Raw genomic sequence first — 25,910 nt, forward strand, 5'->3', positions numbered from 1 at the left:
CGCTGTTGAGTTCTCAAGGTACGGACGCTTCCTTCGTTCCCGTTTCCGGGCCCTCCGGGCGCTTCCTTCGTTTCCGACTCTATCAGACTCTTTCGCGTCCGATTTCCCTGTCGGCGGGATTCGCTTTCCAGGTTCTCGCTTTCGCGTTTCCCTTTCCGGCGTTTCCGACTCTATCAGAAGCATTTCGGCCGAACTAATCGGCTTCGTGATTCGGAATCCATCGGAATGGCTCTTCGGAAATCGCATTTCCGGTGAGAGCGAGAGAGATACTAGCCAGCGCGTCCGAACTTGTCCAGTCCGTCGCAACCGTTTGAATCTACCTCCCCACGCTGACCGTGTCAACGGTTTTTGTGGGCGAAGAGGACAGTACCAGGTCAGAGGGGTCGTACGCACATCAGGCGGCGGTCGGAACGCCCGCGCTGCGGTCCGGTTCCTCGACGTCACCCGTCTCGCCCTCGCGTACGGCTCGGCTGCCCAGGACGTACACGTACAGGAGAAAAGCCAGCTCGGCGACGACGCCGATGGTGATGCGGGCCCAGGTGGGGAGGCCGGAAGGGGTGACGAAGGCTTCGAGCAGGCCGGAGACGAACAGGACCAGGGCCAGGCCGATGGCCATACCGAGGGCCGCGCGGCCTTCTTCGGCGAGGGCGTCACGCCGGGTACGCGGTCCGGGGTCGACGACGGTCCAGCCCAGGCGTAGTCCCGTACCGGCCGCAACAAAGACGGCGGTCAGTTCGAGGAGGCCGTGCGGGAGGATCAGGCCGAGGAAGGTGTCCAGGCGGCCGGCCGAGGACATGAGGCCGATGCCCACGCCCAGGTTCAGCATGTTGGAGAAGAGGACCCACAGGACCGGCAGGCCCAGGAACGCCCCCAGGACCAGGCACATCGCCGCTGCCTGCGCGTTGTTCGTCCAGACCTGGGCCGCGAAGGACGCGGCGGGGTGGCTCGAGTAGTACGTCTCGTACTCGCCGCCCGGCCGGGTCATGTCCCTCAGCGTCTCCGGAGCGGCGAGCGACGACTGGACCTCGGGGTGGGTGCCGATCCACCAGCCGATGATCGCGGCCAACGCCGTCGAGACCAGGGCCGCCGGGACCCACCATCTACGCGCGCGATAGACGGCTGCCGGGAACCCGGCGGTCAGGAAGCGCGCGGCATCGCGCCAGGACGCGCGACGGGTGCCGGTCACCGTGGCGCGGGCGCGGGCGACGAGCTGGGTGAGACGGGAGGTGAGCTGCGGGTCGGGAGCCGAGGACTGTATCTGCGACAAGTGCGTGGAAGTGCGCTGGTAGAGGGCGACGATTTCGTCGGCCTCGGCGCCGGTCAGGCGGCGGCCACGGCGCAGTAGGTGGTCGAGTCGGTCCCACTCGTGGTGGTGGGCGGTGACGAAGACGTCAAGGTCCATGGTCGGCTGCTGCTCCAGGCACTGGGTGCGTACGGTCCGTCCTACTGCGGCGCGCTGCGGGCCAGCTTGGCAGACTGAGGTTTCCGAGGGTCGGGGAAGGTCGCCGCTTCGGCGGCCTCGGTGGAGGTCGTCGCCGATGGCGACGACGAAGGGTGGGTCATCGGTGAGTGCGCTGGTCACGGGGGACGCGGTTGTGCTGGGGCTGCGGCCCGCGCGACTGCCCAGTCGCGCGTTCGCGCTGCTCATCGACATGGTCGTGGCCTGGACCGGCTATCTGATCGTCTCGTTCACGCTGCTGCTGGCCACGGCTTCCCTCGACGACGCGGCGCAGGCGGCGATAGCCGTTGCCCTGTTCGTGCTCGTCCTCGTGGGGGTGCCCATAGCCGTCGAGACGCTGACGCACGGGCGCTCGCTGGGGAAGCTGGCGTGCGGTCTGCGCGTGGTGCGCGACGACGGTGGGCCCATCCGCTTCCGGCACGCGCTTGTGCGCGGAGCGATGGGCGTCGTGGAGATCCTGCTGACCTTCGGGGTCGTCGCGTGCATCGCGTCGCTGGTTTCCGGTCGGGGGCGGCGGATCGGGGACGTGTTCGCGGGGACCCTGGTCGTACGCGAGCGGGTGCCGACCGGCCGGGCCGCCGCCCTTCCGCCGCCTCCGCCGTGGCTGATGGGACGTTTCTCCGGGCTCGACCTGTCGGCGGTGCCGGACGCCCTGTGGCTGGCCGTACGGCAGTACCTGACGCGGATGGGACAGCTCGACGCGCAGGTGAGCTGGGCGATGGCGGTCCGGCTGGCCGATGACCTGGTGGCGCGGACGGGGGCGCCGGCGCCGGAGGGGGTGCCTCCGGCCGCCTATCTGGCGGCGGTCATGGCCGAGCGGCAGGCTCGGGACGCCTTGCGGGCCTTCGGGGCACCTCACGGCGCGACGGGTTTCCCGCCGCGCGCCCTGACGGGCCTCCCCGCGGCGCCGGCGGAGAGGGCCGCGCCTCCTCGTACGCCGTCCACGACCGCCGCGCCTCTGTTCGCGCCGCCCACGCCCCCGCCGCCCGCCTCGTTGCCGACCACCGCCCCCTCGGCTCCGGCGCGGCAGCCCGAGCCCGAGTCGGGTGCCGGTTCGGCCACCGGCTTCGTACCGCCTGCCTGAACCACCCGTCGACGCCTGGCGGGTCCCGAGGCGCTCGGGCCTCGTCCGTCCGCAAGATCACCGGGCGGGTTCTACGGGCCCCAGGCCGACGGCGGGCTTTCGAGGGATTCGAGCTCGATTCCCGGTGCCGCGAGGACCACGTCACCGGCGATGTGCACGGTGTGCTGTTCCCCCGTGTCCAGGGCGCTGACCTGGTACTCGTCCACGGTCAGGGGGCCGTTGTCAGTGGCGTGCGCTTCACTGTTCACCAGGGCCCAGGACTGGTCGAGGGTGCGGGGCGCCAGGACCGGGTCGGTGAGGGCGACGAGCCGTACGCGGGTCGCGGGGGAACCGGGGGTGAGGCGGAGCAGACGTGACGTGGCAATGAGAAATGCCGGGGACGTGCCGGTGAAGGCGTGGGCGGGGACATTGCCTTCGGTGGCGTGAGTGCCGGTGGGGTCGGTGCGGACCCAGGTGACGCCGTCGAGGGCGGCGCCGCGCACCTGCCAGCTGCCGGCGTGGAGTTCGAGGCGGATGGGGCGGCCGAGGTCGTCGAGGGCGAGGTCGATGGAGCCGGCGGGGTCGCCGGAGGGGGTGGTGATCTGCGAGACGTAACGCCAGCCGGACGGGCCGGGGGCGCAGTGGAAGTGTTCTTCGCCGAGGGGGGTGTGGTCGTGCGGGTCGTGAAGCGAATACCGGCCGCGGGGCATGGGGTCCTGTGGTCCTCGGGGGCGTAGGGGTGGACCGTTGTACGGAGCGGGGTACGGGGCAGGCCCCCGGCACGGGGGTCCGGGGGCCTGCCTGGTACCGCTGCTCTCGGCACTGCGTGCTGCTTACTGCGTAGGGCTGCGTACTGCGTACCGCGTCGTCGGTACCGCTTGAGGCTCGCCGGTACCGCGGCTGCCGGGTCCGTGCGTCACGGACCCGGCGGTGCGGTCAGTAGCGGTAGTGGTCCGACTTGTACGGGCCGTCGACCTCGACGCCGATGTACGCGGCCTGCTCGGGGCGGAGCGTCGTCAGCTTCACGCCGAGCGCGTCGAGGTGGAGGCGGGCGACCTTCTCGTCGAGGTGCTTGGGCAGCACGTAGACGTCGGTCGGGTACTCCTCGGGCTTGGTGAACAGCTCGATCTGGGCCAGGGTCTGGTCCGCGAACGAGTTGGACATCACGAACGAGGGGTGGCCGGTGGCGTTGCCCAGGTTCAGCAGGCGGCCTTCGGAGAGGACGATGAGGACCTTGCCGTCGGGGAACGTCCAGGTGTGGACCTGCGGCTTGACCTCGTCCTTGACGATGCCGGGGATCTTCGCGAGGCCGGCCATGTCGATCTCGTTGTCGAAGTGGCCGATGTTCCCGACGATGGCCTGGTGCTTCATCTTGGCCATGTCGGAGGCCATGATGATGTCCTTGTTGCCCGTGGTGGTGACGAAGATGTCGGCCTTGTCGACGACCTCGTCGAGCGTGGTGACCTGGTAGCCGTCCATCGCCGCCTGCAGGGCGCAGATCGGGTCGATCTCGGTGATGATCACTCGGGCGCCCTGGCCGCGCAGGGACTCCGCGCAGCCCTTGCCCACGTCGCCGTAGCCGCAGACGACGGCGGTCTTGCCGCCGATGAGGACGTCGGTGGCGCGGTTGATGCCGTCGATCAGGGAGTGGCGGCAGCCGTACTTGTTGTCGAACTTGGACTTGGTGACCGCGTCGTTGACGTTGATCGCCGGGAAGAGGAGGGTGCCGTCGCGGTGCATCTCGTAGAGACGGTGGACACCGGTCGTGGTCTCCTCCGTGACACCGCGGATCTCGGACGCGAGCTGCGTCCACTTCTGCGGGTTCTCGGTGAGGGTGCGGTTCAGCAGGGTGAGGATGTGGGCGTACTCCTCGCTGTCCGCGGTGGACGGGTCCGGGGCCGCGCCGGCCTTCTCGAACTCGACGCCCTTGTGGACCAGGAGCGTGGCGTCACCGCCGTCGTCCAGGATCATGTTCGGGCCGCCGGTCGGGGAGTTCGGCCACGTGAGGGCCTGCTCCGTGCACCACCAGTACTCCTCCAGGGTCTCGCCCTTCCAGGCGAAGACCGGGACGCCCTTGGGGTCCTCGGGGGTGCCCTCGGGGCCGACCGCGATGGCGGCGGCGGCGTGGTCCTGGGTGGAGAAGATGTTGCAGGAGGCCCAGCGGACCTCGGCGCCGAGGGCGACGAGCGTCTCGATCAGGACGGCGGTCTGCACCGTCATGTGCAGGGAGCCGGTGACCCGGGCGCCGGCGAGCGGCTGGCTGGCGGCGTACTCCTTGCGGATCGACATCAGGCCGGGCATCTCGTGCTCGGCGAGGGTGATCTCCTTGCGCCCGAAGGCGGCGAGGGAGAGGTCGGCGACCTTGAAGTCCTGGCCGGCGTCGACAGTCGTCATGCGAGCTGCTCCTCATGGGTGGGTCGAGGGTGGGTACGGAAGGTCTGCGGGCGCACCCGGGCAGGGCGACGGCCGCGCGCACCGGTAGGGGTGCCCGGCGGACATCGCGATGTCCGGGTGGACACGGACGTGTCCAGGGGCACCCGGGGGTGCCCGTCGCGCTCACAGCGCAGTCCGTCGGAGGCCCTCTCTCCCTCGGCCGGTGCGCGGGGCGTACCGACCGACCGCCATCAGCAGCGACGTCTGGCTCTGGTCACGAATCTACACCGATCGGCCCAGCCGGCCCCAGCCCGTCCCGGATGGCGAGGTGGCGAAATCCGGGGGCGGGAGCCCCCCGGGGGCATGCTCCGCCGCCGGGGCCGCCTGCTCAGTGCCCGGTACCGCCGGGTGTGGCCGCGGGGTCCGGGCCGGCGGCGGCTTCCGCCGCGCTGTAGATGTCCGGTTCCAGGTAGATGACGCGGGCGATCGGCACGGCCTCGCGGATGCGGGCCTCGGCCTCGTTGATGGCGCGGGCGATCTCGGCGGCCGTGTCGTCGTGCTGGACCGCGATCTTGGCGGCGACCAGCAGCTCCTCCGGGCCCAGGTGCAGGGTCCGCATGTGGATGACGGAGGTGACGGTGTCGCCGTCGACGATGGCCGTACGGATCTTCTGCACCTCCTCGATGCCCGCCGCCTCACCGAGCAGCAGGGACTTCGTCTCCACCGCGAGGATCAGGGCGATCAGGATGAGCAGTACGCCGATGCAGAGGGTGCCGATGCCGTCCCAGACGCCGTCGCCGGTGGCGAGCGCGAGACCGACGCCGCCGAGGGCGAGGACGAGTCCGATGAGCGCGCCGAAGTCCTCCAGGAGGACCACGGGCAGCTCGGGGGCCTTCGCCCGGCGCACGAACTGCGACCAGGAGAGCGCGCCGCGCGTCTCGTTCGACTCCTTGATGGCCGTACGGAACGAGTAGCCCTCGGCGATGATCGCGAAGACGAGGACGCCGACGGGCCAGTACCAGGCCTCGATCTCGTGCGGGCTCTTGATCTTCTCGTAGCCCTCGTAGACGGCGAACATGCCACCCACCGAGAACAGGACGATGGAGACCAGGAAGGCGTAGATGTAGCGCTCTCGGCCATAGCCGAAGGGATGCTGCGGTGTCGCCTCACGCTGGGCCTTCTTGCCCCCGACCAGCAGCAGGCCCTGGTTGCCGGAGTCGGCCAGCGAGTGGACGCTCTCCGCCAGCATCGACGACGAGCCGCTGAAGAGGAACGCCACGAACTTGGCTGCCGCGATCGCGAGGTTGGCGCCGAGCGCCGCCACGATCGCCTTGGTTCCGCCTGACGCACTCATACGTGCACGTGTTCCCTTCGTCGTTGGCGCGGCCGCCCGGGTGCCGCCATTCGGCCGCACATTGTTGCATCAGGCCACGACAGTGGCGCGAAAAGCGGTGCCCGCTCCGGACAGCCCGGCCTTTTCACCTGCCCGCACGAAGGCGGCCTGACCGGGGGTGAGGCGCAGGTCACCGAGTTCCAGCGCACCGGAGGTGCACAGGACGATCTGCGGGGTCGCGGCCGTCAGGTCGGTCGGAGCCGCGCCTTCCGCTCGTACGAAGCGGGACAGGCGGAATTCGTCGATCGGGGTCTCGTAGACCTCCTCGCCACTCTCCGACGCCTCGGGGCGCAGAACGCCGGGGTCGCCCGCCTCGAAGCGGACGACCCGCAGGAGTTCGGGGACGTCCACGTGCTTGGGGGTCAGACCGCAGCGCAGCACGTTGTCCGAGTTGGCCATGATCTCCACGCCCATGCCGCTCACATACGCGTGCGGGACGCCGGCGCCGAGGAACAGGGCCTCACCGGGCTGGAGCCGGACGTGGTTGAGGAGCATGGCCGCGATGACGCCGGGGTCACCCGGGAAGTGGTGGGCGAGCGTGGCCCAGACCTGGTGGACGTCGTCGCCGAGGCGGTCGCAGGCCGCGGCCGCCTCGGCCACCGTCGCCGCCATCTCCTGCGGGTCGGCGGTCAGTACGGCCGTGAGGACCTCGCGCAGCGCGGCCTCCTCGGGGTGCGCACGCAGCAGGTCCACGTACGGCTTGAGGGAGTCGACGTCGAGCGCGGCGAGAAGGTCCGCGGATTCCTCCGGAGCCCGGAACCCGCACAGGCCTTCGAACGTTGTCAGGGCACAGATCAGTTCGGGCTTGTGGTTGGCGTCCTTGTAGTTGCGGTGGGGGGCGCCGAGCGGAACGCCCGCGCTCTCCTCGTCCGCGTAACCCCGCTGCGCCTGGGCGAGATCGGGATGCACCTGAAGCGAAAGGGGGGCGCCTGCCGCCAGCACCTTGAGAAGGAAAGGAAGACGGGGGCCGAACTTGGCGACCGCCGCGTCACCGAGCTCCGCCGTCGGGTCCGCCGCGATGACGTCGGAGAGCGGAGCCTCGCCCGTACCCCGGTCGACTCGGGACGGGGCGCCCGGATGCGCGCCCATCCACATCTCCGCCTGGGGTTCGCCGGTCGGGTCGGTGCCGAGCAGCTCCGGGATCAGCGTCGTGGAGCCCCAGGCATAGGGGCGCACGGTGTTGGCGAGACGGTCCATGGTTCGCGTGGTCACTTTCGCGTGGTCGTGTACGGGATCGGTCGCCGCGTGCCGTCCGCGTGCCCCGGCAGCCGTCCGGCATCGGTCGCCTCGGCGTCGTACCGCACCGGCACCGCCCTACGCCTGGGGCGGTGTCGAGGCGAGGGCGAGATAGGCAGTCGTGAAGTCCGCGAGGGCGAGGAGTTCCGCGAGGCACTCCAGTTCCGTGCCCTCCTCCGGCTCCAGTTCGCTGATCTGCGCCTCGTGGCCCAGGGCGAGTTCGCGTGCCGCGGGGGCGGCGGAGAGGCCGCCGGCCGGGCGGTCGCGCAGCAGGACGACGCGGGCGTGCAGCGTGGCGGGCTCCTCCACGCGGTCGCGGAAGAAGTCGTCCTGCTCGGCGCCTTCCCCGAGCGAGCCGGCGAGCAGGATGGAGTGCGACGCCAGCGCCTCCGGCAGCTCGCCGGCGAGCGCGGGGCGGCCCGCGAGCTCGGCCAGTACGGTCGCGAAGCGGCGGCCCGCCGGGGCGGCGCTCTCGCCCTCCGTCCAGACGACGGGGAGCGAGTCGGCGAGTTCCGCCGCGAGGGTCTTCGCCGGGTTGCTGTACGTGGCGATGGCCGGGCCGCAGCGTTCCGCGGTGCGGTCGAGCCGGTCGGCGACCTTCTCCAGCGTCTCCGGGGGCGCGGAGACCAGTCCCAGGCGGTCGAGCAGGGCGAGGATGGGGGTGAGCAGGGCCCACAGGGCGCTCGGCGAGGCGGCCGGGGTGCTTCCGTCCTCGTACAGCTCGTGCGGGGCCGTCGCCAGCGGCACCACCAGGCCGTGCACCCCGTCGACGGCCTCGGAGAGCGGGGAGCCCTTGGGGGCGACGGCCACGACCGTGCAGCCCCGGCGGTAGGCCTGCTCGGCGAGGAGCGCGAGGCCGGGCTCGCTGCCGTCCGTCGTGGTGATCAGCAGCAGGTCGACCGAGCCCGCCCAGCCCGGGAGGTTCCAGCGCAGGGCGCCCGCCGCGGCGGCCACCCCGGTCGGGACGAGCCGGGCGACCGGCGCGGAGGCCCCGGCCAGCGCCGCGACCAGGTCGGCCACGCCCGCGGCCGCGGTGCCGGGGCCCGCGACGAGCACGGCCCGGGGGCGCCCCTCGGGCTGGAGCTCCGCGATGCCCGCCTCCGAGGCGTGCCGGGCGGCGGTGCGGACGCGGGCGCCGGCGTCGGCCGCTCCGCGCAGCAGACCGCGGCGGTCCGCGCGGGCCAGGGCTTCCGGCGCGTCGAGCAGCGACTCATCGAGCATGTGCGGCGGCCTCCGGGGCGATCGGGGTTCCGGGTCACTCGGTTCCGGCGGGGCGCCGGTCGGGGGTCCGCGGGACGGGGTCCACGCGGGGCGGGGTCACGCCGGGCGGCGGGCCTCGTCCACGAGGAGTACGGGGATGCCGTCGCGGACGGGGTACGCGAGACCGCAGTCCGCGCCGGTGCAGACCAGCTCGGGCGTCTCCTCGGCCGTCGCGTCCTTGAGCGGGGCGTGGCACGCGGGGCAGGCCAGGATGTCGAGGAGGCCGGCTTCGAGCGGCATGGGGGTCCTTCCGGAACGTCTTCGTCGTCGCGTGTACGTCGTGTACGTCGTGTACGTGGATCGGGTGCCTGGATTCAGTTGCCTGGGCCGGGCCTTGTCACCCTACCGCCGGGGTGCGGTGCGAGCTTGCCGGGTGGCCGGGCCGACCGGTGGTGGCGGACGGGCCGGGACGGGCCGCCGGGGCCCGGGATCCCGGGCTCCGGCGGCCCGTCCCGGCGGTCCGTCGCGGCGCTACGCCCGTACCAGCGCCAGGACCTCGTCGCGCACCTTCGCCATCGTCGGCTCGTCGCGCGCCTCCACGTTCAGCCGCAGGAGGGGCTCGGTGTTCGAGGGGCGCAGGTTGAACCACCAGTCGGCCGTGGAGACCGTCAGACCGTCCAGCTCGTCCACGGTGACCCCCTGGCGGCTCCCGAAGGCCTCGCGGACGGCCTCCGTGCGGGCGGTCTGGTCGGTCACCGTGGAGTTGATCTCGCCGGAGCCCGTGTAGCGGTCGTACTCCGCCAGGAGCCGGGAGAGCGGGGCCTCCTGGGTGCCGAGGGCGGCCAGGACGTGCAGGGCCGCCAGCATGCCGGTGTCGGCGTTCCAGAAGTCCTTGAAGTAGTAGTGCGCGGAGTGCTCGCCGCCGAAGATCGCGCCCGTACGGGCCATCTCCTGCTTGATGAACGAGTGGCCGACGCGGGTGCGGACCGGGGTGCCGCCGTTCTCACGGACGACCTCCGGGACGGACCAGGAGGTGATCAGGTTGTGGATGACCGTTCCGCCGGGGTGCTTGGCCAGCTCGCGGGCGGCCACCAGCGCGGTCACGGCGGACGGCGAGACGCCCTCGCCGCGCTCGTCCACCACGAAGCAGCGGTCGGCGTCCCCGTCGAAGGCGATGCCCAGGTCGGCGCCCTCGGCGCGGACGCGCTCCTGGAGGTCGACGATGTTGGCGGGGTCGAGGGGGTTGGCCTCGTGGTTGGGGAAGGTGCCGTCGAGCTCGAAGTACATCGGCACCAGCGTCAGCGGCAGACCGGCGAAGACGGTCGGGACGGTGTGGCCCCCCATGCCGTTGCCCGCGTCCACGACGACCTTGAGGGGGCGGATGCCGGAGACGTCGACGAGGGACTTGAGGTGCGCGGCGTAGTCGGCGAGCGTGTCGCGCTCGTCGATCGTGCCGGTGGTCGCGGCCGGTTCCGGAGCGCCCGACTCCGACCAGCTCTCCACGAGGGCGCGGATGTCGGCGAGCCCGGTGTCCTGGCCGACCGGGGCGGCGCCCGCGCGGCAGAGCTTGATGCCGTTGTACTGGGCCGGGTTGTGGGACGCGGTGAACATGGCGCCCGGCAGGTCGAGTCGGCCGGACGCGTAGTACAGCTGGTCCGTGGAGCACAGGCCGATCAGGGTGACGTCCGCGCCCTGGGCGGCGGCGCCGCGGGCGAACGCCGCCGACAGGCCCGGCGACGAGGGGCGCATGTCGTGTCCGACCACGATCGCGTCGGCGCCCACCACCCGGACGAAGGCCGCTCCGAACAGCTCGGCCAGGGACTCGTCCCACTGATCCGGCACCACCCCGCGGACGTCGTACGCCTTCACGATCTGCGACAGATCAACAGCCACGGCCCAACCCTTCTGAAATCACCTGAGGAGACATGCGGCCCCCTGGTCCGAGGCTACCGGCTGGGGGTGTCGGGGCTGCGGTGCCTGTGGAGAACTCCGCAGCCGTCGTTCTGCAACGCGGATGCCCACGAGTGCGGCTCGTGCAACGCGCGCGTGCCGACATTCCGTGTCCCGCCGTTCCGTGTGCCGGCATTCCAGCCGGCGGTCGACGAGTGCCGCGGGCCGCCGAACAGGGCAGCCCGTCGAGCGCGTCCGTTCCTCGGGTCCGTAGACCGTCAGGTCTCAGGGCTCGGGCGAGCGCAGTACGCGGAGGTGGCCGCGGCGGGCGACCTCCATGGGGTCGGCCGCGCGGGCGCCGCCGGCCTCGGCGGCGCGCTCGTGGGGGCGGGCCGCTTCCCGTACCGCGTTGGCAAGCGCTTCCAGGTCGTCACCGCTGGGGCGGGCCGGGGCGGAGGCGTCGGTGAGGCGGACGACCTCCCAGCCGCGGGGCGCGGTGAGGCGCTCGCTGTGCTCGGCGCACAGGTCGTAGCAGTGGGGCTCGGCGTAGGTGGCGAGCGGACCGAGGACTGCGGTCGAGTCCGCGTAGACGTACGTCAGTGTCGCGACGGCAGGGCGGCCGCACGCGGTGCGCGAACAGCGACGTACAGGGCTCACGACGTTGGACGGTACCGCACTCTTGAGCGGGCCGCGACGACTCTCCACCGGGTCACTCCACCGTGTCGCGGTGTGAGCTCGGGCACAGCGGCCCCGGGAGCAACTGGGCTGACCTGCACGGGAAGAGGGCCGCACGGTGCGTGACGGGGCCATTTACGTTCCGTACTTGAGAATCTTCCGGTCAAACGACGTGAAATCCGCTGTCCCGTATGGGCCGGTAATCGCTCTCAAGCGAGAGAGAAACGGTCATCGCGCGACATGCCGTGGAAGGGAACGCTGCCGCGATCGCGCGACGCCCCGGAGGGCTACGCTGCGTCAGTGATGGACACTTCCCGTTCCGGCACCGGCGCCGGACCCGACTCCGTACCGTCCGGCCCGCGGCCCCGCCGCCGCGACCGGCACGGCAGGGGCATGCGCGGCCCGGTGGCCCCGCCGCAGGTGCCGCTCTCGGCGAGCCGCGCGGAGAGCTTCCGCGATCTGGTGCGGGACTCGGTGGAGCGGCTGGAGCGGCGCTGGCCGCAACTGGCCGACGTCGACTTCCTCGTCTCCGACGTGCCGCTGCCCGAGTCCGACGAGGACGGGTGGAGCGACGAGGCCGTGCCGCTGGGGCGCGCGCTGCCCGCCTCCAAGGGATCACCCGCACGGATCGTGGTCTACCGGCGGCCCGTAGAGATCCGCACCAAGAGCCGCGACGAGCGGGCCCTGCTCGTCCACGAGGTCGTGGTCGAGCAGGTCGCCGAACTCCTCGGCCTCGCACCGGAGTCGGTCGACCCGCGCTACGGGCAGGACTGAACCGCACCCGAAAGAGTCTCTCCCGGGCGGGGGGGCGGGGCCTGCTCAGTCGTCCAGGACCGACAGATCCTGCTTCGCCGCCGGGACCGCCACCGTCCCCTTGTCGTCGGGGAGCGTCTGGACGGTGAACATCGGGATGCCGTCCTGCGGCAGCGCCAGGGTGCGGGAGGCGTAGACGGGGCCGCTGCCCGGCTGGGTCTCGACGGTGAGCGCGTACGAGCCCTTGAGCCCGGACGGGACGGGCGGCTCCACCGCCAGCGTGGTGCCGGGTTTCACGGTGTACGTCTTGGTCTGCGGCTCGCCGCCCTCGGTGCCGGGCGACGCGGTGACCTTGACGGTGGCGGCGGCGGTCGGCGCGGTGAGGGCCAGCGTCGAGCCCTTGGCCCGGTTGTCGGTGACCGTGGACCGGTCGCCGACCGGCGCGGTGGCCGGAATGTATGCGGTCTCCTGCTTGTCGCCCGTGCCGCGTACGACCCGCAGCGCCGCCGCGATGGGCGTTTTCGCGCCATCCGAAGACGGGGTGAGGAACAGGGAACCCACCTCGCCCCTCGTGACGTTCTTCAGATCGAAGGACGCCGTCATCCCCGACTTCACGTGGACGGTGTCCAGACCAGCAGGGGAGAAGCTGCCGCTCGCACCGGCCAGCCTCACCTTGAGATCGGCGTCGTCGGCGCCCTTGGCGTACACCACCAGGCGTACGTCGGTGGCGTCGCCCGGGATGCCCGGGAGGACCTGGCTCGCCGCCGGGTCGGCCGACGCGGGCAGCCAGTCCGCGCCCGCCTTCGCGTCCGATGCCTGCACGACCGCGCCCACCCGCCCGGAGCGGGTCGTGACATGAACGGTCAGGTCATCGGCCGCCGCCGAGGTCAACGTTGACAACAGAACAGGGACGCTGGATTTCGCGGGGACCGTGATCCCCTCCCCCACCTCCGACTTGATGGGGCCGTCCTTGCCGAACAGCTCGATGTCGGCGACCGCCGCGCCGTCGTCCGGGTTGGTCAGATGGACGTAGTCCTGACGGGTCTTGGCGGTGGAGGCACCGGGGAACCAGAAGTCGGTGTCGGGCTCGGTGCAGCGGGTGCCGAGCACCGCGCGCGCGTCGCCCGCCGAAACCACCGTGGTCTGCTGCGCCGCCCACCCCGGCGCGAGCGGGCCGTCGGCGGACCCGGCGAGCGCGGGTGCGTCCGCGCCGTCCGCGGTGGCCGACGCGGGCTTGCCGGGCTCCTTGAGGGTGACGACCGCCTTGCTGGGGTCGGGCTTCTCCGGGGTCTTCCCCTTCTTGCCCTTCTTGTCCTTGTCCGCCTTGACGGGGGCCTTGGCGGGCGTGCCGTCGGTGAGGGGCGTGACGGCGGGCTTCAGCACGGCGCCGCCGGCCGTGCCCGCCTTGGCGCCCGCCTCGCCGCCCTTGGGGGTGTACGTGGTGTACGTGGTCTCCGCCAGGTCGGAGAGGCTGGGCGCCGGGCAGAGCAGGCTGGAGCGCTCCACGGGCAACCGGGCCGGGCCCTTCGCGTCCGCCGTGGCCGCGTCGCCGCCCGGCGCGGTGACGGCCGCGAAGCCGGTGACGGCGGCGAGGGCGACGGCGGCCGCGATCAGGGAGAGGGTGCTGCGGTTCACTGGTTGCTCCCGTCGGGGCGGTGCGGCTGCTCGGTGTCGTGGCCCTGGCCGTCAGGGCTCTGGCCGGGGATGCGGCCGCCCTCGCCCTGCCCCTGGCCCGGGGCCTGCTCCCCGCCGTAGCCATAGCCGTAGGGGTCGTACGCGGGCTCCTGCGGCGGGTACTGCTGCTGCTGGTACGGGTCGTACTGCTGGTACTGCTGCTGGTACGGGTCGTACTGCTGCTGCGGGTACTCGGCGTTGGTGTACGCCGGCTCGTCCCACTGCCCGTAGGACTGCTGCTGCGGCACCTCGGCGTAGGGGGTGCTCGCGTACGGGTCGGTCCCGGGGGCCGTGGGCGCCGAGGTGGGCGGGGGCGGGAAGTCCTGGCCGGCCGGGCCGTCGGCCTCGGCCGTCGGGTCGGCACCGGTCGCCTCGGCCTCCGCCTGGGCGCGCAGGCGGCGGGCGCGGCGCCCCTCGCCGTCGCGCGCGGGGGGCAGCACCGGCTGCTCCTCCTCCGGCAGGTCGTCGTCGATCCGGCGGCGCCGGCCCGGCAGGGCGAGGACGACGAGCACCAGGGAGAGCAGCGACTGGGCCCAGATCCACGCGGTGTGGGTGAAGGGGGCGTCGTAGGTGATGTCCAGGCGGCCGCCGGAGGCGGGCAGCTGGAAGCCCTGGGCCCAGCCGTCGACGGTGGTCTTCTTCAGCGGCTTGCCGTCGAGGGTCGCCGTCCAGCCGGGTGCGGCCCGGTCGGCGATGCGCAGGACGCGGCCGTCGGCGCCGGCCGGGATTTTGGTGTGGACGTCGACCGGGTCGGCGGCGACGGCCACCGGCTCGGCGGTGCCCGGCTGCGCCGAACCCGCGGCGGTGGTGGCGGTGGCGGCGGGCGGCATGATGACCGCGCGGGCGACCTGCCGGTCGACCCGCCACAGGGCGCTGCCGTCGAGCTGGCTGAGCCGGCTGAGGCCGGGGGTGGTGTCCAGGACCCGCCCGAAGGCGCGGGGGGCTCCGTCGCGTACCAGCACATAGCGCACGGCGAAGCCGCTGAGCTGGGAGGACTGGTCGGCGCCTGATCCCGCGACCAGGTTGGCGACGACCTTGTCCAGGCGCGGGTCGCTGCCGCCGGAGGCGGCGAGTTCGGCGTCGCCGAGGCGGCCGCCGGAGCCGCGGACCAGGGTGTAGGAGACCTTGGCGGGCGAGGCGCCGCCGAGGACGAGGGTGCGGGCCTGGTCGCGGGTGCCGCTCTCCTCCGCGACGAAGGCGGGCACCTGCACCGGGTCGCGGCGCTCCAGCGGTCCGTCGGCGCCGCGCAGCATCCAGCCGCCCGCGGCGATCAGCGGGGCGAGGGCGGCGGCCAGGGCGATCAGCGCGGCGACCGGCTGGCGCCAGCCGAAGCCGTGGGCGGCGACACGCTCCTTGGCGCCCTCGGCCCCGAGCACGGCGGCGGCGATCAGGGCCAGGCCGTAGACGAGGGCGGCCGGGCCCGCCCAGCCGTCGTTGTTGGAGAGCGCCGCGAAGAGGAAGCCGGTGAGGGCGACGGCCCAGGCGGTGCGGATCGCGAACTCCCGCTCCCCGCGCAGCAGTGCGGCGAGCGCGGCGAGCACGAAGCCGACGAGGAGGAGGCCGCCGACCGTCTTGGGGCCGCCGGGGCTCGCACCGAGCAGGTCGAGCGCGGAAGCCGCGCCCTTGCCGTACTCCAGGCCGGCCTCGCGCAGGAAGCCGGACGGGCCGGTGAGCAGGGTCAGCGACCAGGGGGCGAGGATCAGCAGGGGGGTGCCGACGGCGGCGAGGAAGCGCAGGCCGTAGGCGGTGAGGTCGTCGCGGCGCAGCGCCAGGACCGCGAGGTCGAGCAGCACGGCGAGCGGCCAGACGACGGGGGTGAACGCCATGGCGGCGGTGAGCAGCAGCGCGTACGTCCAGGTGGCCCGCCAGGAGCCGCGGCCCTCGGCGCGCAGTCCGGCGGCGGTGACGCCCGCGCGCGCGACCGGCGGCAGGAGGACGGCGAGGACGGCGGTGCCGAGTCGGCCGGTGGCGAGGGCGCCGGTGGCGGCAGGCAGGAGGGCGTAGGCGACGGCCGCCCAGGCGCGCAGCAGGCGCGACTCGGTGAGCGGGCGGGAGGCGAAGTAGGCGGTGAGGCCGGCCAGCGGGACCGAGCAGACCAGCAGCAGGGTCAGGGCGAAACCGGTGGAGCCGAAGCAGAGGGCGGCGAGGGCGGCGATGGCCGCGAGGTAGGGCGGGGCGGTCTGGGTGCCGCCGGTGCCGACGGGGTGCCAGGCGTCCGCGTAGCGGCCCCACAGGTCGCCGACGCCCGAGGGCGAGGGCAGCAGGGCGCCGCCGGAGAGGGCGCCGCCGCCGAGCAGTTCGCGGCAGGCGACCAGCGAGATCAGCAGGAGCAGGGCGAACAGGACGGGCGCGGGCTTGCGGGCGATCTTCTTCAGCCGCGCGAACTGCTCGATCTCCAGGAAGTCGGCGTCGTCGCCGCCGGGGCCGGACTCGACGGCGCCGTGCCGGGAGCCGCCGGTGTCCTCGGTGCCCGCGCCGAAGCTGGTGGCGACCTGCTCGACGGTGGCGCGGACGGTGGCGCCGGGCGGCGGGAAGAGCGGGCGCAGTTCGCTCGCCTCCACCGCGGCCTTGCCGCGTCTCTTGCGCCCGGCGAGGATGCGGCCGGGCCGCAGCAGGGTCGCGGACAGGCCCATGATCTCGTCGACGGCCTGGCCGGGCGCCTTGCCGAGCAGATAGGCGACGGTGCGCAGGACGGTGCCGACGACGATGCGCAGGAAGACGTAGGGCAGCGCGGCGGGGCGGGAGTTGACGAGCATCGTGTAGACGGCGCCCGCCTTGTCGACCCGGTGCGGGTCGACGGCGGAGCGGCCCGCGCAGTCGACGGTGCGGCGCTCGCGGGCCGCGGCCTCGGCGTGCCGGACGACGGCTTCGGGGGCGACGAGGACGGAGTGGCCGGCGGCGTGCGCGCGCCAGCACAGGTCGACGTCGTCGCGCATCAGCGGCAGCCGGCGGTCGAAGCCGCCGAGCTCCTCCCACACGTCACGGCGAATCAGCATGCCGGCGGAGGAGACGGACAGCACCGGGCGGACCTGGTCGTGCTGGCCCTGGTCCTGTTCGCGCCGGTCAAGACCGGTCCAGCGGCGGCCGCTGCGGGCGATGGAGACGCCCACTTCGAGCAGTTGCTTGCGGTCGTACCAGCCGCGGAGCTTGGGGCCGACGATCGCGGCGTGGGCGTCGGAGTCGGCGACGCGCAGCAGTTCGGCGAGGGCGTCGGGCGCGGGGGCGCAGTCGTCGTGCAGCAGCCAGAGCCACTGCACGGGCTCGCCGTGCGGCAGTTCGGGCAGGTCGTAGCTGTCGTCGCGCCAGCTGCGCGAGACGGGGTCCCAGCCGCTGGGCCGCTTCAGGTACGGGAGTTCGTCGGGGCCGAGCACCGGGGCGGTGCGGACGGCCTCGTCGACGGCGGCGCCGAAGCCGGTGCGGCGCGCGAGGTGCAGGACGCGTTCGTCGCCCAGCGCCTCGGTGACCAGACGGGCGGAGTCGTCGGCGCTGCCGGTGTCGGCCGCGTACGCGCTCTGTACGGGGCGTTCCTGGCCGAGCAGTCCGGCGAGGGCGTCGGGCAACCAGCGCGCGCCGTCGTGCGAGACGAGCACTGCGGTGACGACGTGTCGCGGGAACTCGGGTGCGTGGGCGGAAACGAGCGGTGATGCCGCGGCCTCGGAGTACGGGGCCGTCGACTGGCTGTGCACGGACATCGAGGTACGGGCCCCTCCGGCCGGGGTCCGGGGGTTGGGGGCCCCGGAGGCTGCTGTGCTGACTGGCAGCGCCCCACACTAATGGCTGGGGAACACGGCAGTCCGCCGCCTGCGGAGGCCGGGTGGAGCCGGAGGGGTCCCGGACGGGGACCTGAGGGGGCAAAGGCCCCGAAAAAACTAGACCGCCGCCTTCTTCAGGCGGCGGCGTTCCCGCTCGGACAGTCCGCCCCAGATGCCGAACCGTTCGTCGTTCGCGAGGGCGTATTCGAGGCACTCGGAGCGGACTTCGCAGGCGAGGCAGACCTTCTTCGCCTCTCTGGTGGAGCCGCCCTTCTCGGGGAAGAAGGACTCGGGGTCGGTCTGGGCGCACAGCGCGCGCTCCTGCCAGCCGAGTTCCTCGTCCACATCGTCGACCAGCAGCTCCTGGAACACCTCGGTCATGTGCACCCCTCGTCTGTCTTTGCTGCCCCGTGATGCTGCCGTTACCGATTTCGGCCGAACGACACGAGTGAAATTACAAGTGTGTGGATCCGGGCCAGTCAAGCCGAGATCTGCTATTGGGCCCCGTATTCACTCTGCGGAACCAAGCCTATACGGAAAGTGTTCAAATCGGCAAAAACCATGACACATGCCATTGGCCCAATCGCACTCCCCTCACCTGCCCAGAGAAGACGAGTCCAAAATCGATCTTGTTGCGTCCGAACGACGGAAGCGATTGGGATCACAGTCCGGTCACGAAGGCGCCGCGGTGTTTGCCGATGCGGTTGCAGCGCCACATCTCCGGCCGTGCCCGTGCACAAACCTTTCTCCGGGCGCCGTAACCGGATGAGGTGAAACATTGCGGCCAAATCGGGTATTGAGTTGACAGCTCCGCTCTTCTTGGTCACCTTGGACGCATGCCAGCGACCACAGCGCTCTTCGCGACCCACCTCCGTGGGTTCCGCAGCGCTGTCCAGGCGCGCTGTTGCTGTTCCAGCTGTTGATGCCGTAGCGCTCCAGCCCTCTCCGCGTTCTCTCCGGCCCTCCGGGCCCTCGCGCATCCGCGCGCCCACGCCTTCGCGACACCCCGCACTCGTCACCGAGTCCCTGCCGAGGAACCACCGCACCCATGAACAGCGACAGCGACCTCCAGATCGCCGGCGACCTCTTCGAGGTCCTGCACCTCCTCCAGCCCGCCCGTGAGCACCCCGCGACCGTCGCCGACTTCGTCGGTCTGGCCCGCTCGATCGCCGCCGACCGCGCCCAGTGGGCCCCGCTCGTCCAGTACGACGCCACCAGCCGCTGGTACCGCCGGCTGCGCACCGGGCCCGGTTACGAGGTGTGGCTGCTGTCCTGGGTGCCCGGGCAGCGCAGCGGACTGCACGACCACGGCGCGTCCTCGGGCGTCCTGACCGTGCTCCAGGGCGAGTTGAGCGAGCGCACCGAGCGCGGCACCCGCAGGCTCGCCGCCGGCGCGCAGCGCGTGTTCGCGCCCGGCTATGTCCACGAGGTCGTCAACGACTCGCTGGAACCGGCCGTGAGCCTGCACGTGTACTACCCGGGCCTGACCGACATGCCGATGCACGCGAGCCAGTCCGCTCTGTCCACAGCCGCCGCCCACGATGTCGTGACCGCCTGACAGACTGCTGTCCATGCGCATTGTGGTTCTGGCCGGCGGCATCGGCGGTGCCCGTTTCCTTCGCGGCCTCAAGCAGGCCGCGCCGGACGCGGACATCACGGTGATCGGCAACACCGGTGACGACATCCATCTGTTCGGCCTGAAGGTCTGCCCCGACCTCGACACGGTGATGTACACCCTGGGCGGTGGCATCAACGAGGAGCAGGGCTGGGGCAGGACCGACGAGTCCTTCCACGTCAAGGAGGAGCTCGCGGCGTACGGGGTGGGGCCCGAGTGGTTCGGCCTGGGCGACCGCGACTTCGCCACCCACATCGTCCGTACGCAGATGCTCGGCGCGGGTTATCCGCTGAGCGCGGTGACGGAGGCGCTCTGCGCGCGCTGGCAGCCGGGCGTGCGGCTGATCCCGATGTCCGACGACCGCGTCGAGACGCATGTGGCCGTCGAGAGCGACGGGGAGCGGAAGGTCATCCACTTCCAGGAGTACTGGGTGAAGCTGCGGGCGTCCCTCGACGCCACCGCGGTGGTGCCGGTCGGGGCGGAGCAGGCCAAGCCCGCGCCGGGCGTCCTGGAGGCCATCGCCGCCGCCGACCTGATCCTCTTCCCGCCGTCCAACCCGGTCGTCAGCGTCGGCACCATCCTGGCCGTGCCCGGCATCCGCGAGGCGATCGCGGAGGCGGGTGTTCCGGTGGTCGGGCTCTCTCCGATCGTCGGGGGCGCGCCGGTGCGGGGCATGGCGGACAAGGTGCTGGCCGCCGTCGGCGTGGAGTCGACGGCCGAGGCGGTCGCCGAGCACTACGGGTCGGGGCTGCTCGACGGCTGGCTGGTCGACACCGCCGACGCCGCTGCCGTGGAGCGGGTCGAGGCGGCGGGCATCCGCTGCCGCGCGGTCCCGCTGATGATGACGGACCTGGAGGCGACGGCCGCGATGGCGCGCGAGGCGCTGACGCTGGCGGAGGAGGTGCGCGCATGACGGCCGAGGCCGCCGCCCCCGCCGCTCCCGAGGCGGCCGCCGCGCCGCCCTCGTACCGCGTACGGGCCGTGGGCGGGATACCGGAGGTGCGGGCCGGTGACGATCTCGCGCGGCTCATCGCGGCCGCGGCGCCCGACCTCGTGGACGGGGACGTCCTGCTGGTCACGTCGAAGATCGTCTCCAAGGCGGAGGGCCGGATCGTCGAGGCGGCGGACCGGGAGGCGGCGATCGACGCCGAGACGGTACGGGTGGTGGCCCGGCGCGGCGCCCTGCGCATCGTGGAGAACCGGCAGGGCCTCGTCATGGCCGCGGCCGGGGTCGACGCCTCCAACACCCCCGCCGGGACCGTGCTGCTGCTGCCCGAGGACCCCGACGCCTCGGCCGAGGCGATCCGGTCCGGGATACGGGCGGCGCTCGGCGTCGAGGTGGGCGTCCTGGTGACGGACACCTTCGGGCGACCGTGGCGCGCGGGGCTCACCGATGTGGCGATCGGCGCGGCGGGCGTGCGCGTCCTCGACGACCTGCGCGGGGGCACGGACACATACGGCAACGAGCTGAGCGCGACCGTGGTGGCCAGCGCCGACGAGCTGGCCGGCGCGGGCGACCTGGTCAAGGGCAAGGCGTCCGGGTTCCCGGTCGCGGTGGTCAGCGGCCTCGCGCACCTGGTCGTACGGGGCGACAACGCGAGCGGTGCGGGCGACGGGGGCGACGCGAACGGGACGGGCGGCGTGGTCGGCGCCCGGGCGCTGGTGCGGGACCCGGCCGACGACATGTTCCGCCTCGGCACCTCGGAGGCGATACGGACGGCGGTGACCCAGCGGCGTACGGTCCGGTCGTTCACCGACGAGCCCGTGGACCCCGGCGCGGTGCGCCGCGCGGTGGCCGCGGCCGTCACGGCGCCCGCGCCGCACCACACCACGCCCTGGCGGTTCGTGCTGCTGGAGTCCGAGCGGTCGCGCACCCGGCTGCTGGACGCGATGCGGGACGCGTGGATCGCGGACCTGCGGGGCGACGGCAAGTCCGAGGAGTTCATCGCCCGGCGGGTGCGCCGCGGGCAGGTGCTGCGGGACACGCCGTACCTGGTGGTGCCGTGCCTGGTGATGGACGGCTCGCACACGTACGGCGACGCGCGGCGGGACGCGGCCGAGCGCGAGATGTTCGTGGTCGCCATGGGCGCGGGCGTACAGAACTTCCTGGTGGCGCTGGCGGCCGAGCGGCTGGGCTCGGCGTGGGTGTCGTCCACGATGTTCTGCCGCGAGGTCGTACGGGAGGTCCTCGACCTGCCCGCGCACTGGGACCCGATGGGCGCGGTGGCGGTCGGACGGGCGGCCGAGGCGCCGAAGGAGCGGGCGGGGCGGGGGGCGGAGGGGTTTGTTGAGGTGCGTTGAGGTGCTTTGAGGTGCGGGGAGCACGTGGAGCTGGTGAGCGCTCGGCCTTGTCGAGCGCTGGGCTCGACGAGTGCTTTGCCCCGTGGAGTCCCCCCCCCGTGGATCGGGGCTTGCGTCCAGCTGACGCCTACAGGGCGCCGATGTTGCCCGGGGTCATCCGGGGCGCGCGGCGCGGCGGGGTGCGGCCGCTGAGGAGGATCAGGCGGGTGGCGCGGTGGCGCTGGCCGGCGTACGGGGCGAGGAGCTCCAGCATCGCGGCGTCGTCGGCGGTGCGGTCGCCCGCCAGGGCGTAGCCGACGATGCTCGGCAGGTGGTAGTCACCGACGCTGACCAGGTCGGTGGCGCCCATCGCGCGCTGAAGGGTCTCGGCGCTGGTCCAGGGGCCGATGCCCGGGACGAGGTGGAGCCGCGCCGCGGCCGCCTCCTGGTCCAGGGCGAGCGCCTCCTCCAGTCGGCGGGCCACGCGTACGGCCCGCAGGACCGTCGATGAGCGCTTGGCGTCCACGCCCGCGCGGTGCCACTCCCAGGACGGGATGAGGGCCCAGGTCCTGGCGTCGGGCATCACGTACATCCGGCCGGGGGCCGGGCCGGGGGCGGGCTCGCCGAACTTGCACACCAGCAGCCGCCAGGCGCGGTAGGCCTCGTCCGTGGTGACCTTCTGCTCCAGGATCGACGGGATCAGCGACTCCAGGACCAGCCCGGTCCGGGTCAGGCGCAGGCCCGGGCGGCGGCGGGCGGACTCGGCGAGGAGGCGGTGCCGGGGGGCGAAACCGGTGGGGTCGTCCGCGTCGCCGAGGAGCGCGGGGAGGTTGTCGAGCAGCCACTCGGCGCCCGGGCCCCACGCCTCGGCCTCGGCGCGGCCGGCGCGCAGCGCGACGCGGAGGGTGCCGGGGCCTTCCGGGGTACGGGAGGTGCGCCAGACGGAGCCGTCGGGGGTGGCGCGGAAGGTGGGGTCGGCCGGGCCTCTTCGGAGGGGGCCGAGGACCAGGGAGAGGTCCAGGGGGGCTGGGGGAGTGTAGTGGCGGTGGGGGTTGGGGCGGGGGGCTGTGGGGGTGCTGGTGGTGCTGGTGGCGGGTAGGGGGATGTGGCCGCCTCGCACGGTGGTGCGGGTGGGGGTACGGGGGGTGAAGCGGCCTGCCACGCTTCTGAGACTACTGGGTTCTTTTCCCCACCCCGCCCCTTCCCGTAAGCCCTGGGCGGGCGGCCGGGTGGGGCGCCTTAGGGGTTCGCCACTGGACGCCGTTCGTCTGCGGATGCTGGACGACTGGTCGCGCAGTTCCCCGCGCCCCTTCAGGGACCGGACTTCGTCCGCAGGCCGTGGTCGGTTGCTCGCGCAGTTCCCCGCGCCCCTCTCAAGCCCGGACTTCGTCTGCGGGTCCGTCGTGGTTGCTCGCGCAGTTCCCCGCGCCCCTTCAGGCAGCTGTGGGTGCTGGGTTTTGTGGCGCTCGGGCGGCGGTGGTTCGGTCGGGCTCAGCCCTCACCCGAGGGGCCGCAGGCCCCTTCAGGGGCGCGGGGAACTGCGCGAGCAGCCCCCACCAGGCCGCACAGCAACTCGACCGCAAGAACCCGCCCGGGGGCCAGGCGGCCGCAGGCCCCCTCAGGGGCGCGGGGAACTGCGCGACCGGCCCCCACCAGGCCGCACAGCAACTCGACCGCAAGAACCCGCCCCGGGGCCAGGCGGCCGCAGGCCCCGTTAGGGGCGCGGGGAACTGCGCGACCAGGCTCCACCGGGCCGCACGGTGACTCGACCGCAAGGCCCCGCCGGGGACCGGGCCGCGGGCCCGCCCGGCCACACGGCAGCCCGGCCACACGGCAGCCCGGCCACACGGCAGCCCGGGCGCACGGCAGCCCGGGCGCACAGCAAACTCCGGGCCAGGCCCCCGGCCCCCCGCGTCCTACTCGTCCGAGGAGAACCGGAGTGCCGCCCCGGGGATCCTCGCCCCGCACCACACCCGTACTCCGTCCCGGAGTTCGTTGTCGGGGCCCACGTGGGCGCCGTCGCCGATCACCGTGTCCGTCAGTACGCAGCGCTCGCCCACCACCGCCCCCGCTCCCACCAGGGAGTCCTTGAGCACCGCGCCCGGCTCGACCACCGCGTCCGCCAGGATCGTGCTGCCGGTGACGCGGGCGCCCGCGCCGATCACCGCGCGCTCGCCGACCACCGTCCCGCCGGTGAGCTTCGCGTCCGGGGCCACCGAGGCGCCGGGCAGGACGAGGCGGTCGCCGCAGCGGCCCGGCACCGCGGGGGACGGCGCGCGGCCCAGGACCAGGTCGGCGGAGCCGCGGATGAAAGCCTGCGGGGTGCCCAGGTCCAGCCAGTAGGTGGAGTCGACCATGCCCTGGAGGTGCGCTCCCGCCGCCAGCAGGCCGGGGAACGTCTCGCGCTCCACCGAGACCGGCCGGCCCGCCGGGATCGCGTCGATCACCGAGCGGCGGAAGACGTACGCCCCCGCGTTGATCTGGTCGGTGACGATCTCCTCCGGCGTCTGCGGCTTCTCCAGGAACGCCTGGACCCGCCCGTCCGCGTCCGTGGGGACGAGACCGAACGCCCGGGGGTCGGCCACCCGCGTCAGATGGAGGGAGACGTCCGCCCCGGACGAGGAGTGCGTCTCGACCAGGGCCCCGATGTCCAGACCGGTGAGGATGTCGCCGTTGAAGATCAGCACCGGCTCGTCCGGCCCCGAGCGCAGCCGCGACGCCACGTTCCTGATGGCGCCGCCGGTGCCCAGCGGCTCCACCTCGGTCACGTACTCCAGGTGCAGCCCCAGCGCGGAGCCGTCGCCGAAGTACGGCTCGAAGACCTCGGCCAGATAGGACGTCGCCAGCACGATGTGCTCCACGCCCGCCGCCCGCGCCCGGGCGAGCTGGTGGGTGAGGAACGGAACGCCCGCCGCCGGGATCATCGGCTTGGGCGTGTGCACTGTGAGCGGGCGCAGCCTGGTGCCCTTGCCGCCGACCAGGAGGATCGCTTCAGTCACCTGTCGTCTCTGCTTCCTGCTGGGGCCGGGCGGAATCGTTCGTTCGAACTACGGCCGGCCAGTTTATGCAGACGGATCGCGGCCGGCGGTACGCCCCCGCCCGGCCGCGCCGCGGTCAGCGCCGGCCCTGGAGCCGGGCCGACGACGTCCGGGCCTTGCCGAGCTTCTTGTACAGGCGCGCCCCGGGGCACTCCGTGGCGAAGCCGTCCCGGTGCCCGGAGATGGCGTTGAGCCTGACGCTTCGTCCCTTGCGGTAGAGGTTCCCGCCGCCCGACGTGAGATGCGTGGTGCCGGTGGGATTCACCCCGTACAGACCGAGCTTCCAGGCCGTCAGACGGGCGATCGCGTCGAGGGCGTCGGCGGTCGGGTTGGTGGAGGTGTACGTCCCGATGACCGCGACGCCCATGGAGTTGGTGTTGAAGCCGAGCGTGTGCGCCCCGAGGACGGGCTTGGCCACGCCTCCGGCCCGGCCCTCGTAGATGTTGCCGCACTTGTCGACGGCGAAGTTGTAGCCGATGTCGCGCCAGCCGCTGCTGAGCACGTGGTAGCGGTAGATGCTCCGCAGCACGGACGGCGCCTGCGAGCAGCGGTAGTTGTTCCCGGAGGCCGTGTGGTGCACGAAGGCGGCCTTGACCTTGCCGGTGTAGACGTAGCCGCGCTCGCGCAGGCTCTCGTCGGCGCCCCAGCCCCGGCGGGTGACGATGCGCGGGCGCGGCCCGATGTACGGGCGGGCCGCCGCCTCCGGCGCCCCGGCGGCCGGGGCCAGCGCGCGCTCGCGCCCGGGGCCGTCCTCCTGCCCCGCCTCGTCCGCCGCGCCCACCCCGTCCGGGTCCTCGCCGGGGTCGATGAGGTCGACGTGGAGGCCGCGGGGCAGCCTGCCCGGCGTCGTCCGGCCCGCCCCGGACGCCTCCGGCCGTACGCGCACCTGCACTCCGTCCGAATGGCCCACCCACAGCGGCGCCGTGGAGCCGTGGACGCGCGCGGCGTCGTCCTCGGGGCTGCCGGGGTCGGGGGCGTGCTCCTGGTTGTGGGTGTCGAGGTCCTGCCAGCCGGACCAGGTACGGGAGCCCGCGGCCCGGGTGCGTACCTGGACGGTGCCGTGGAGTTCGTCCCTGGCGTCGTCCCAGACCACGCCGAGCAGCGAGAAGGGTCCGGTGCCGCGCTCGGGCAGCCCCTGGGCGCGGGCGGCGCCCAGCGTCCGGTCGGTCGTGCCCAGCGGGGCGAGCGGCAGCGACTGGGTGGAGCCGGCCGGTTCCGCGGCGGAGGACGAGGAGGCGGACGCCGAAGAGGGGCGAGTCGGGGAAGCGGCAGACGTGGAGACGGCAAGCGTGGAAGCGGCAGACGCAGACGCGGAAGCGGCAGACGTGGACACGGAAGCGGCAGACGTGGACGCGGCGGGCGAGGACACGGCGGTGGTCGTCGGTCGGGCCGCCGCGTCGGCGGACGCGGCGAGCGGCAGGGCGAGCGCGGTGGCGCACGCGACCGAGATCGAGGATGCAAGGAGTGCACGCATGCTGACGATCGTGGACATAAGGGTACAAGTCTGTC

The 25,910-nt window shown here is 73.0% G+C and carries 20 protein-coding genes; 5 read left to right on the forward strand and 15 right to left on the reverse strand.

Annotation, left to right across the window (positions count from 1 at the left end; translation table 11 throughout):
• Window positions 1-394: 394 nt before the first annotated feature.
• Window positions 395-1,402, reverse strand: coding sequence for a stage II sporulation protein M (locus ABZ404_RS33865; protein WP_358832911.1), 1,008 nt, complete (start codon window positions 1,400-1,402; stop codon window positions 395-397).
• A 163-nt stretch (window positions 1,403-1,565) separates the two neighbouring features.
• Here ABZ404_RS33865 and ABZ404_RS33870 point away from each other — a divergent pair, with 163 nt between their 5' ends.
• Window positions 1,566-2,543: an RDD family protein gene (locus tag ABZ404_RS33870; RefSeq protein ID WP_358832912.1), complete on the forward strand. Its 978-nt coding sequence runs from the start codon at window positions 1,566-1,568 to the stop codon at window positions 2,541-2,543.
• A 71-nt stretch (window positions 2,544-2,614) separates the two neighbouring features.
• Here the strand turns inward: ABZ404_RS33870 and ABZ404_RS33875 are convergent, their stop codons facing one another.
• From ABZ404_RS33875 to ABZ404_RS33910, 8 genes are all read right to left on the reverse strand, one after another.
• Window positions 2,615-3,232: a hypothetical protein gene (locus ABZ404_RS33875; protein WP_358832913.1), complete on the reverse strand. Its 618-nt coding sequence runs from the start codon at window positions 3,230-3,232 to the stop codon at window positions 2,615-2,617.
• 226 nt (window positions 3,233-3,458) lie between these two features.
• Window positions 3,459-4,916 (reverse strand): adenosylhomocysteinase, encoded by a 1,458-nt coding sequence (gene ahcY, locus ABZ404_RS33880; RefSeq protein WP_358832914.1) that lies wholly within the window; start codon window positions 4,914-4,916, stop codon window positions 3,459-3,461.
• A 367-nt stretch (window positions 4,917-5,283) separates the two neighbouring features.
• Window positions 5,284-6,249 carry a cation diffusion facilitator family transporter gene (locus ABZ404_RS33885; RefSeq protein ID WP_358832915.1) on the reverse strand — a complete coding sequence of 322 codons (966 nt, stop codon included), beginning with the start codon at window positions 6,247-6,249 and terminating at the stop codon, window positions 5,284-5,286.
• A 69-nt stretch (window positions 6,250-6,318) separates the two neighbouring features.
• On the reverse strand, window positions 6,319-7,485 hold the full coding sequence (gene manA / locus ABZ404_RS33890) for a mannose-6-phosphate isomerase, class I (protein WP_358832934.1): 1,167 nt from the start codon (window positions 7,483-7,485) through the stop codon (window positions 6,319-6,321).
• A 117-nt stretch (window positions 7,486-7,602) separates the two neighbouring features.
• Window positions 7,603-8,745 (reverse strand): SIS domain-containing protein, encoded by a 1,143-nt coding sequence (locus ABZ404_RS33895; protein ID WP_358832916.1) that lies wholly within the window; start codon window positions 8,743-8,745, stop codon window positions 7,603-7,605.
• A gap of 96 nt (window positions 8,746-8,841) precedes the next feature.
• Window positions 8,842-9,024, reverse strand: coding sequence for a Trm112 family protein (locus tag ABZ404_RS33900; RefSeq protein WP_067159781.1), 183 nt, complete (start codon window positions 9,022-9,024; stop codon window positions 8,842-8,844).
• 231 nt (window positions 9,025-9,255) lie between these two features.
• Window positions 9,256-10,617, reverse strand: a complete 1,362-nt coding sequence (locus ABZ404_RS33905; protein WP_358832917.1) for a phosphomannomutase/phosphoglucomutase — start codon at window positions 10,615-10,617, stop codon at window positions 9,256-9,258.
• 282 nt (window positions 10,618-10,899) lie between these two features.
• A complete protein-coding gene (locus ABZ404_RS33910) occupies window positions 10,900-11,319 on the reverse strand; it encodes a DUF3499 domain-containing protein (protein WP_358832918.1) in 420 nt (139 codons plus the stop codon).
• A 273-nt stretch (window positions 11,320-11,592) separates the two neighbouring features.
• Here ABZ404_RS33910 and ABZ404_RS33915 point away from each other — a divergent pair, with 273 nt between their 5' ends.
• Window positions 11,593-12,063 carry a metallopeptidase family protein gene (locus ABZ404_RS33915; RefSeq protein ID WP_358832919.1) on the forward strand — a complete coding sequence of 157 codons (471 nt, stop codon included), beginning with the start codon at window positions 11,593-11,595 and terminating at the stop codon, window positions 12,061-12,063.
• Between the two features lie 45 nt (window positions 12,064-12,108).
• On the opposite strand, the gene ABZ404_RS33920 is transcribed toward ABZ404_RS33915, so the two are convergent.
• From ABZ404_RS33920 to ABZ404_RS33930, 3 genes are all read right to left on the reverse strand, one after another.
• Entirely contained in the window at window positions 12,109-13,677 is a 1,569-nt protein-coding gene (locus ABZ404_RS33920; protein WP_358832920.1) for a DUF5719 family protein, read from the reverse strand.
• Window positions 13,674-17,408 carry a glycosyltransferase family 2 protein gene (locus ABZ404_RS33925; protein WP_358832921.1) on the reverse strand — a complete coding sequence of 1,245 codons (3,735 nt, stop codon included), beginning with the start codon at window positions 17,406-17,408 and terminating at the stop codon, window positions 13,674-13,676. The genes ABZ404_RS33920 and ABZ404_RS33925 overlap by 4 nt, the downstream gene beginning before the upstream one ends.
• Before the next feature lie 177 nt (window positions 17,409-17,585).
• The gene (locus tag ABZ404_RS33930) at window positions 17,586-17,849 is read right to left on the reverse strand and encodes a WhiB family transcriptional regulator (protein WP_067159810.1); all 264 of its coding nucleotides are present in this window, start codon (window positions 17,847-17,849) and stop codon (window positions 17,586-17,588) included.
• Window positions 17,850-18,516: 667 nt separating this feature from the next.
• Between ABZ404_RS33930 and ABZ404_RS33935 the strand changes: the two genes are divergently transcribed.
• From ABZ404_RS33935 to ABZ404_RS33945, 3 genes are read left to right on the forward strand one after another with little or no spacing between them, the layout of a single operon-like run.
• Entirely contained in the window at window positions 18,517-19,026 is a 510-nt protein-coding gene (locus ABZ404_RS33935; protein ID WP_358832922.1) for a cupin domain-containing protein, read from the forward strand.
• A gap of 13 nt (window positions 19,027-19,039) precedes the next feature.
• A complete protein-coding gene (gene cofD / locus ABZ404_RS33940) occupies window positions 19,040-19,996 on the forward strand; it encodes a 2-phospho-L-lactate transferase (RefSeq protein ID WP_358832923.1) in 957 nt (318 codons plus the stop codon).
• Window positions 19,993-21,384 carry a coenzyme F420-0:L-glutamate ligase gene (locus tag ABZ404_RS33945; protein ID WP_358832924.1) on the forward strand — a complete coding sequence of 464 codons (1,392 nt, stop codon included), beginning with the start codon at window positions 19,993-19,995 and terminating at the stop codon, window positions 21,382-21,384. The genes cofD and ABZ404_RS33945 overlap by 4 nt, the downstream gene beginning before the upstream one ends.
• 127 nt (window positions 21,385-21,511) lie before the next feature.
• Here ABZ404_RS33945 and ABZ404_RS33950 read toward each other — a convergent pair whose 3' ends face one another.
• The 3 genes from ABZ404_RS33950 to ABZ404_RS33960 form a co-directional block, all read right to left on the reverse strand.
• On the reverse strand, window positions 21,512-22,525 hold the full coding sequence (locus ABZ404_RS33950) for a DNA-3-methyladenine glycosylase 2 family protein (protein ID WP_358832925.1): 1,014 nt from the start codon (window positions 22,523-22,525) through the stop codon (window positions 21,512-21,514).
• Between the two features lie 754 nt (window positions 22,526-23,279).
• Window positions 23,280-24,362: an NDP-sugar synthase gene (locus ABZ404_RS33955; RefSeq protein ID WP_358832926.1), complete on the reverse strand. Its 1,083-nt coding sequence runs from the start codon at window positions 24,360-24,362 to the stop codon at window positions 23,280-23,282.
• A 115-nt stretch (window positions 24,363-24,477) separates the two neighbouring features.
• Window positions 24,478-25,875 (reverse strand): N-acetylmuramoyl-L-alanine amidase, encoded by a 1,398-nt coding sequence (locus ABZ404_RS33960; RefSeq protein ID WP_358832927.1) that lies wholly within the window; start codon window positions 25,873-25,875, stop codon window positions 24,478-24,480.
• Between the last annotated feature and the right edge of the window lie 35 nt (window positions 25,876-25,910).

This window comes from Streptomyces sp. NPDC005878 (genome assembly GCF_040629815.1).
Taxonomy (GTDB): Bacteria; Actinomycetota; Actinomycetes; order Streptomycetales; family Streptomycetaceae; genus Streptomyces.

What these genes read in the sequence shown, in the direction of transcription:
- ABZ404_RS33865 (WP_358832911.1), bottom strand. Translation starts at nt 1,402, where the DNA reads ATGGACCTTGACGTCTTCGTCACCGCCCACCACCACGAGTGGGACCGA.
- ABZ404_RS33875 (WP_358832913.1), bottom strand. Translation starts at nt 3,232, where the DNA reads ATGCCCCGCGGCCGGTATTCGCTTCACGACCCGCACGACCACACCCCC.
- ahcY (WP_358832914.1), bottom strand. Translation starts at nt 4,916, where the DNA reads ATGACGACTGTCGACGCCGGCCAGGACTTCAAGGTCGCCGACCTCTCC.
- ABZ404_RS33885 (WP_358832915.1), bottom strand. Translation starts at nt 6,249, where the DNA reads ATGAGTGCGTCAGGCGGAACCAAGGCGATCGTGGCGGCGCTCGGCGCC.
- manA (WP_358832934.1), bottom strand. Translation starts at nt 7,485, where the DNA reads ATGGACCGTCTCGCCAACACCGTGCGCCCCTATGCCTGGGGCTCCACG.
- ABZ404_RS33895 (WP_358832916.1), bottom strand. Translation starts at nt 8,745, where the DNA reads ATGCTCGATGAGTCGCTGCTCGACGCGCCGGAAGCCCTGGCCCGCGCG.
- ABZ404_RS33900 (WP_067159781.1), bottom strand. Translation starts at nt 9,024, where the DNA reads ATGCCGCTCGAAGCCGGCCTCCTCGACATCCTGGCCTGCCCCGCGTGC.
- ABZ404_RS33915 (WP_358832919.1), top strand. Translation starts at nt 11,593, where the DNA reads ATGGACACTTCCCGTTCCGGCACCGGCGCCGGACCCGACTCCGTACCG.
- ABZ404_RS33925 (WP_358832921.1), bottom strand. Translation starts at nt 17,408, where the DNA reads ATGTCCGTGCACAGCCAGTCGACGGCCCCGTACTCCGAGGCCGCGGCA.
- ABZ404_RS33930 (WP_067159810.1), bottom strand. Translation starts at nt 17,849, where the DNA reads ATGACCGAGGTGTTCCAGGAGCTGCTGGTCGACGATGTGGACGAGGAA.
- ABZ404_RS33935 (WP_358832922.1), top strand. Translation starts at nt 18,517, where the DNA reads ATGAACAGCGACAGCGACCTCCAGATCGCCGGCGACCTCTTCGAGGTC.
- cofD (WP_358832923.1), top strand. Translation starts at nt 19,040, where the DNA reads ATGCGCATTGTGGTTCTGGCCGGCGGCATCGGCGGTGCCCGTTTCCTT.
- ABZ404_RS33945 (WP_358832924.1), top strand. Translation starts at nt 19,993, where the DNA reads ATGACGGCCGAGGCCGCCGCCCCCGCCGCTCCCGAGGCGGCCGCCGCG.
- ABZ404_RS33960 (WP_358832927.1), bottom strand. Translation starts at nt 25,875, where the DNA reads ATGCGTGCACTCCTTGCATCCTCGATCTCGGTCGCGTGCGCCACCGCG.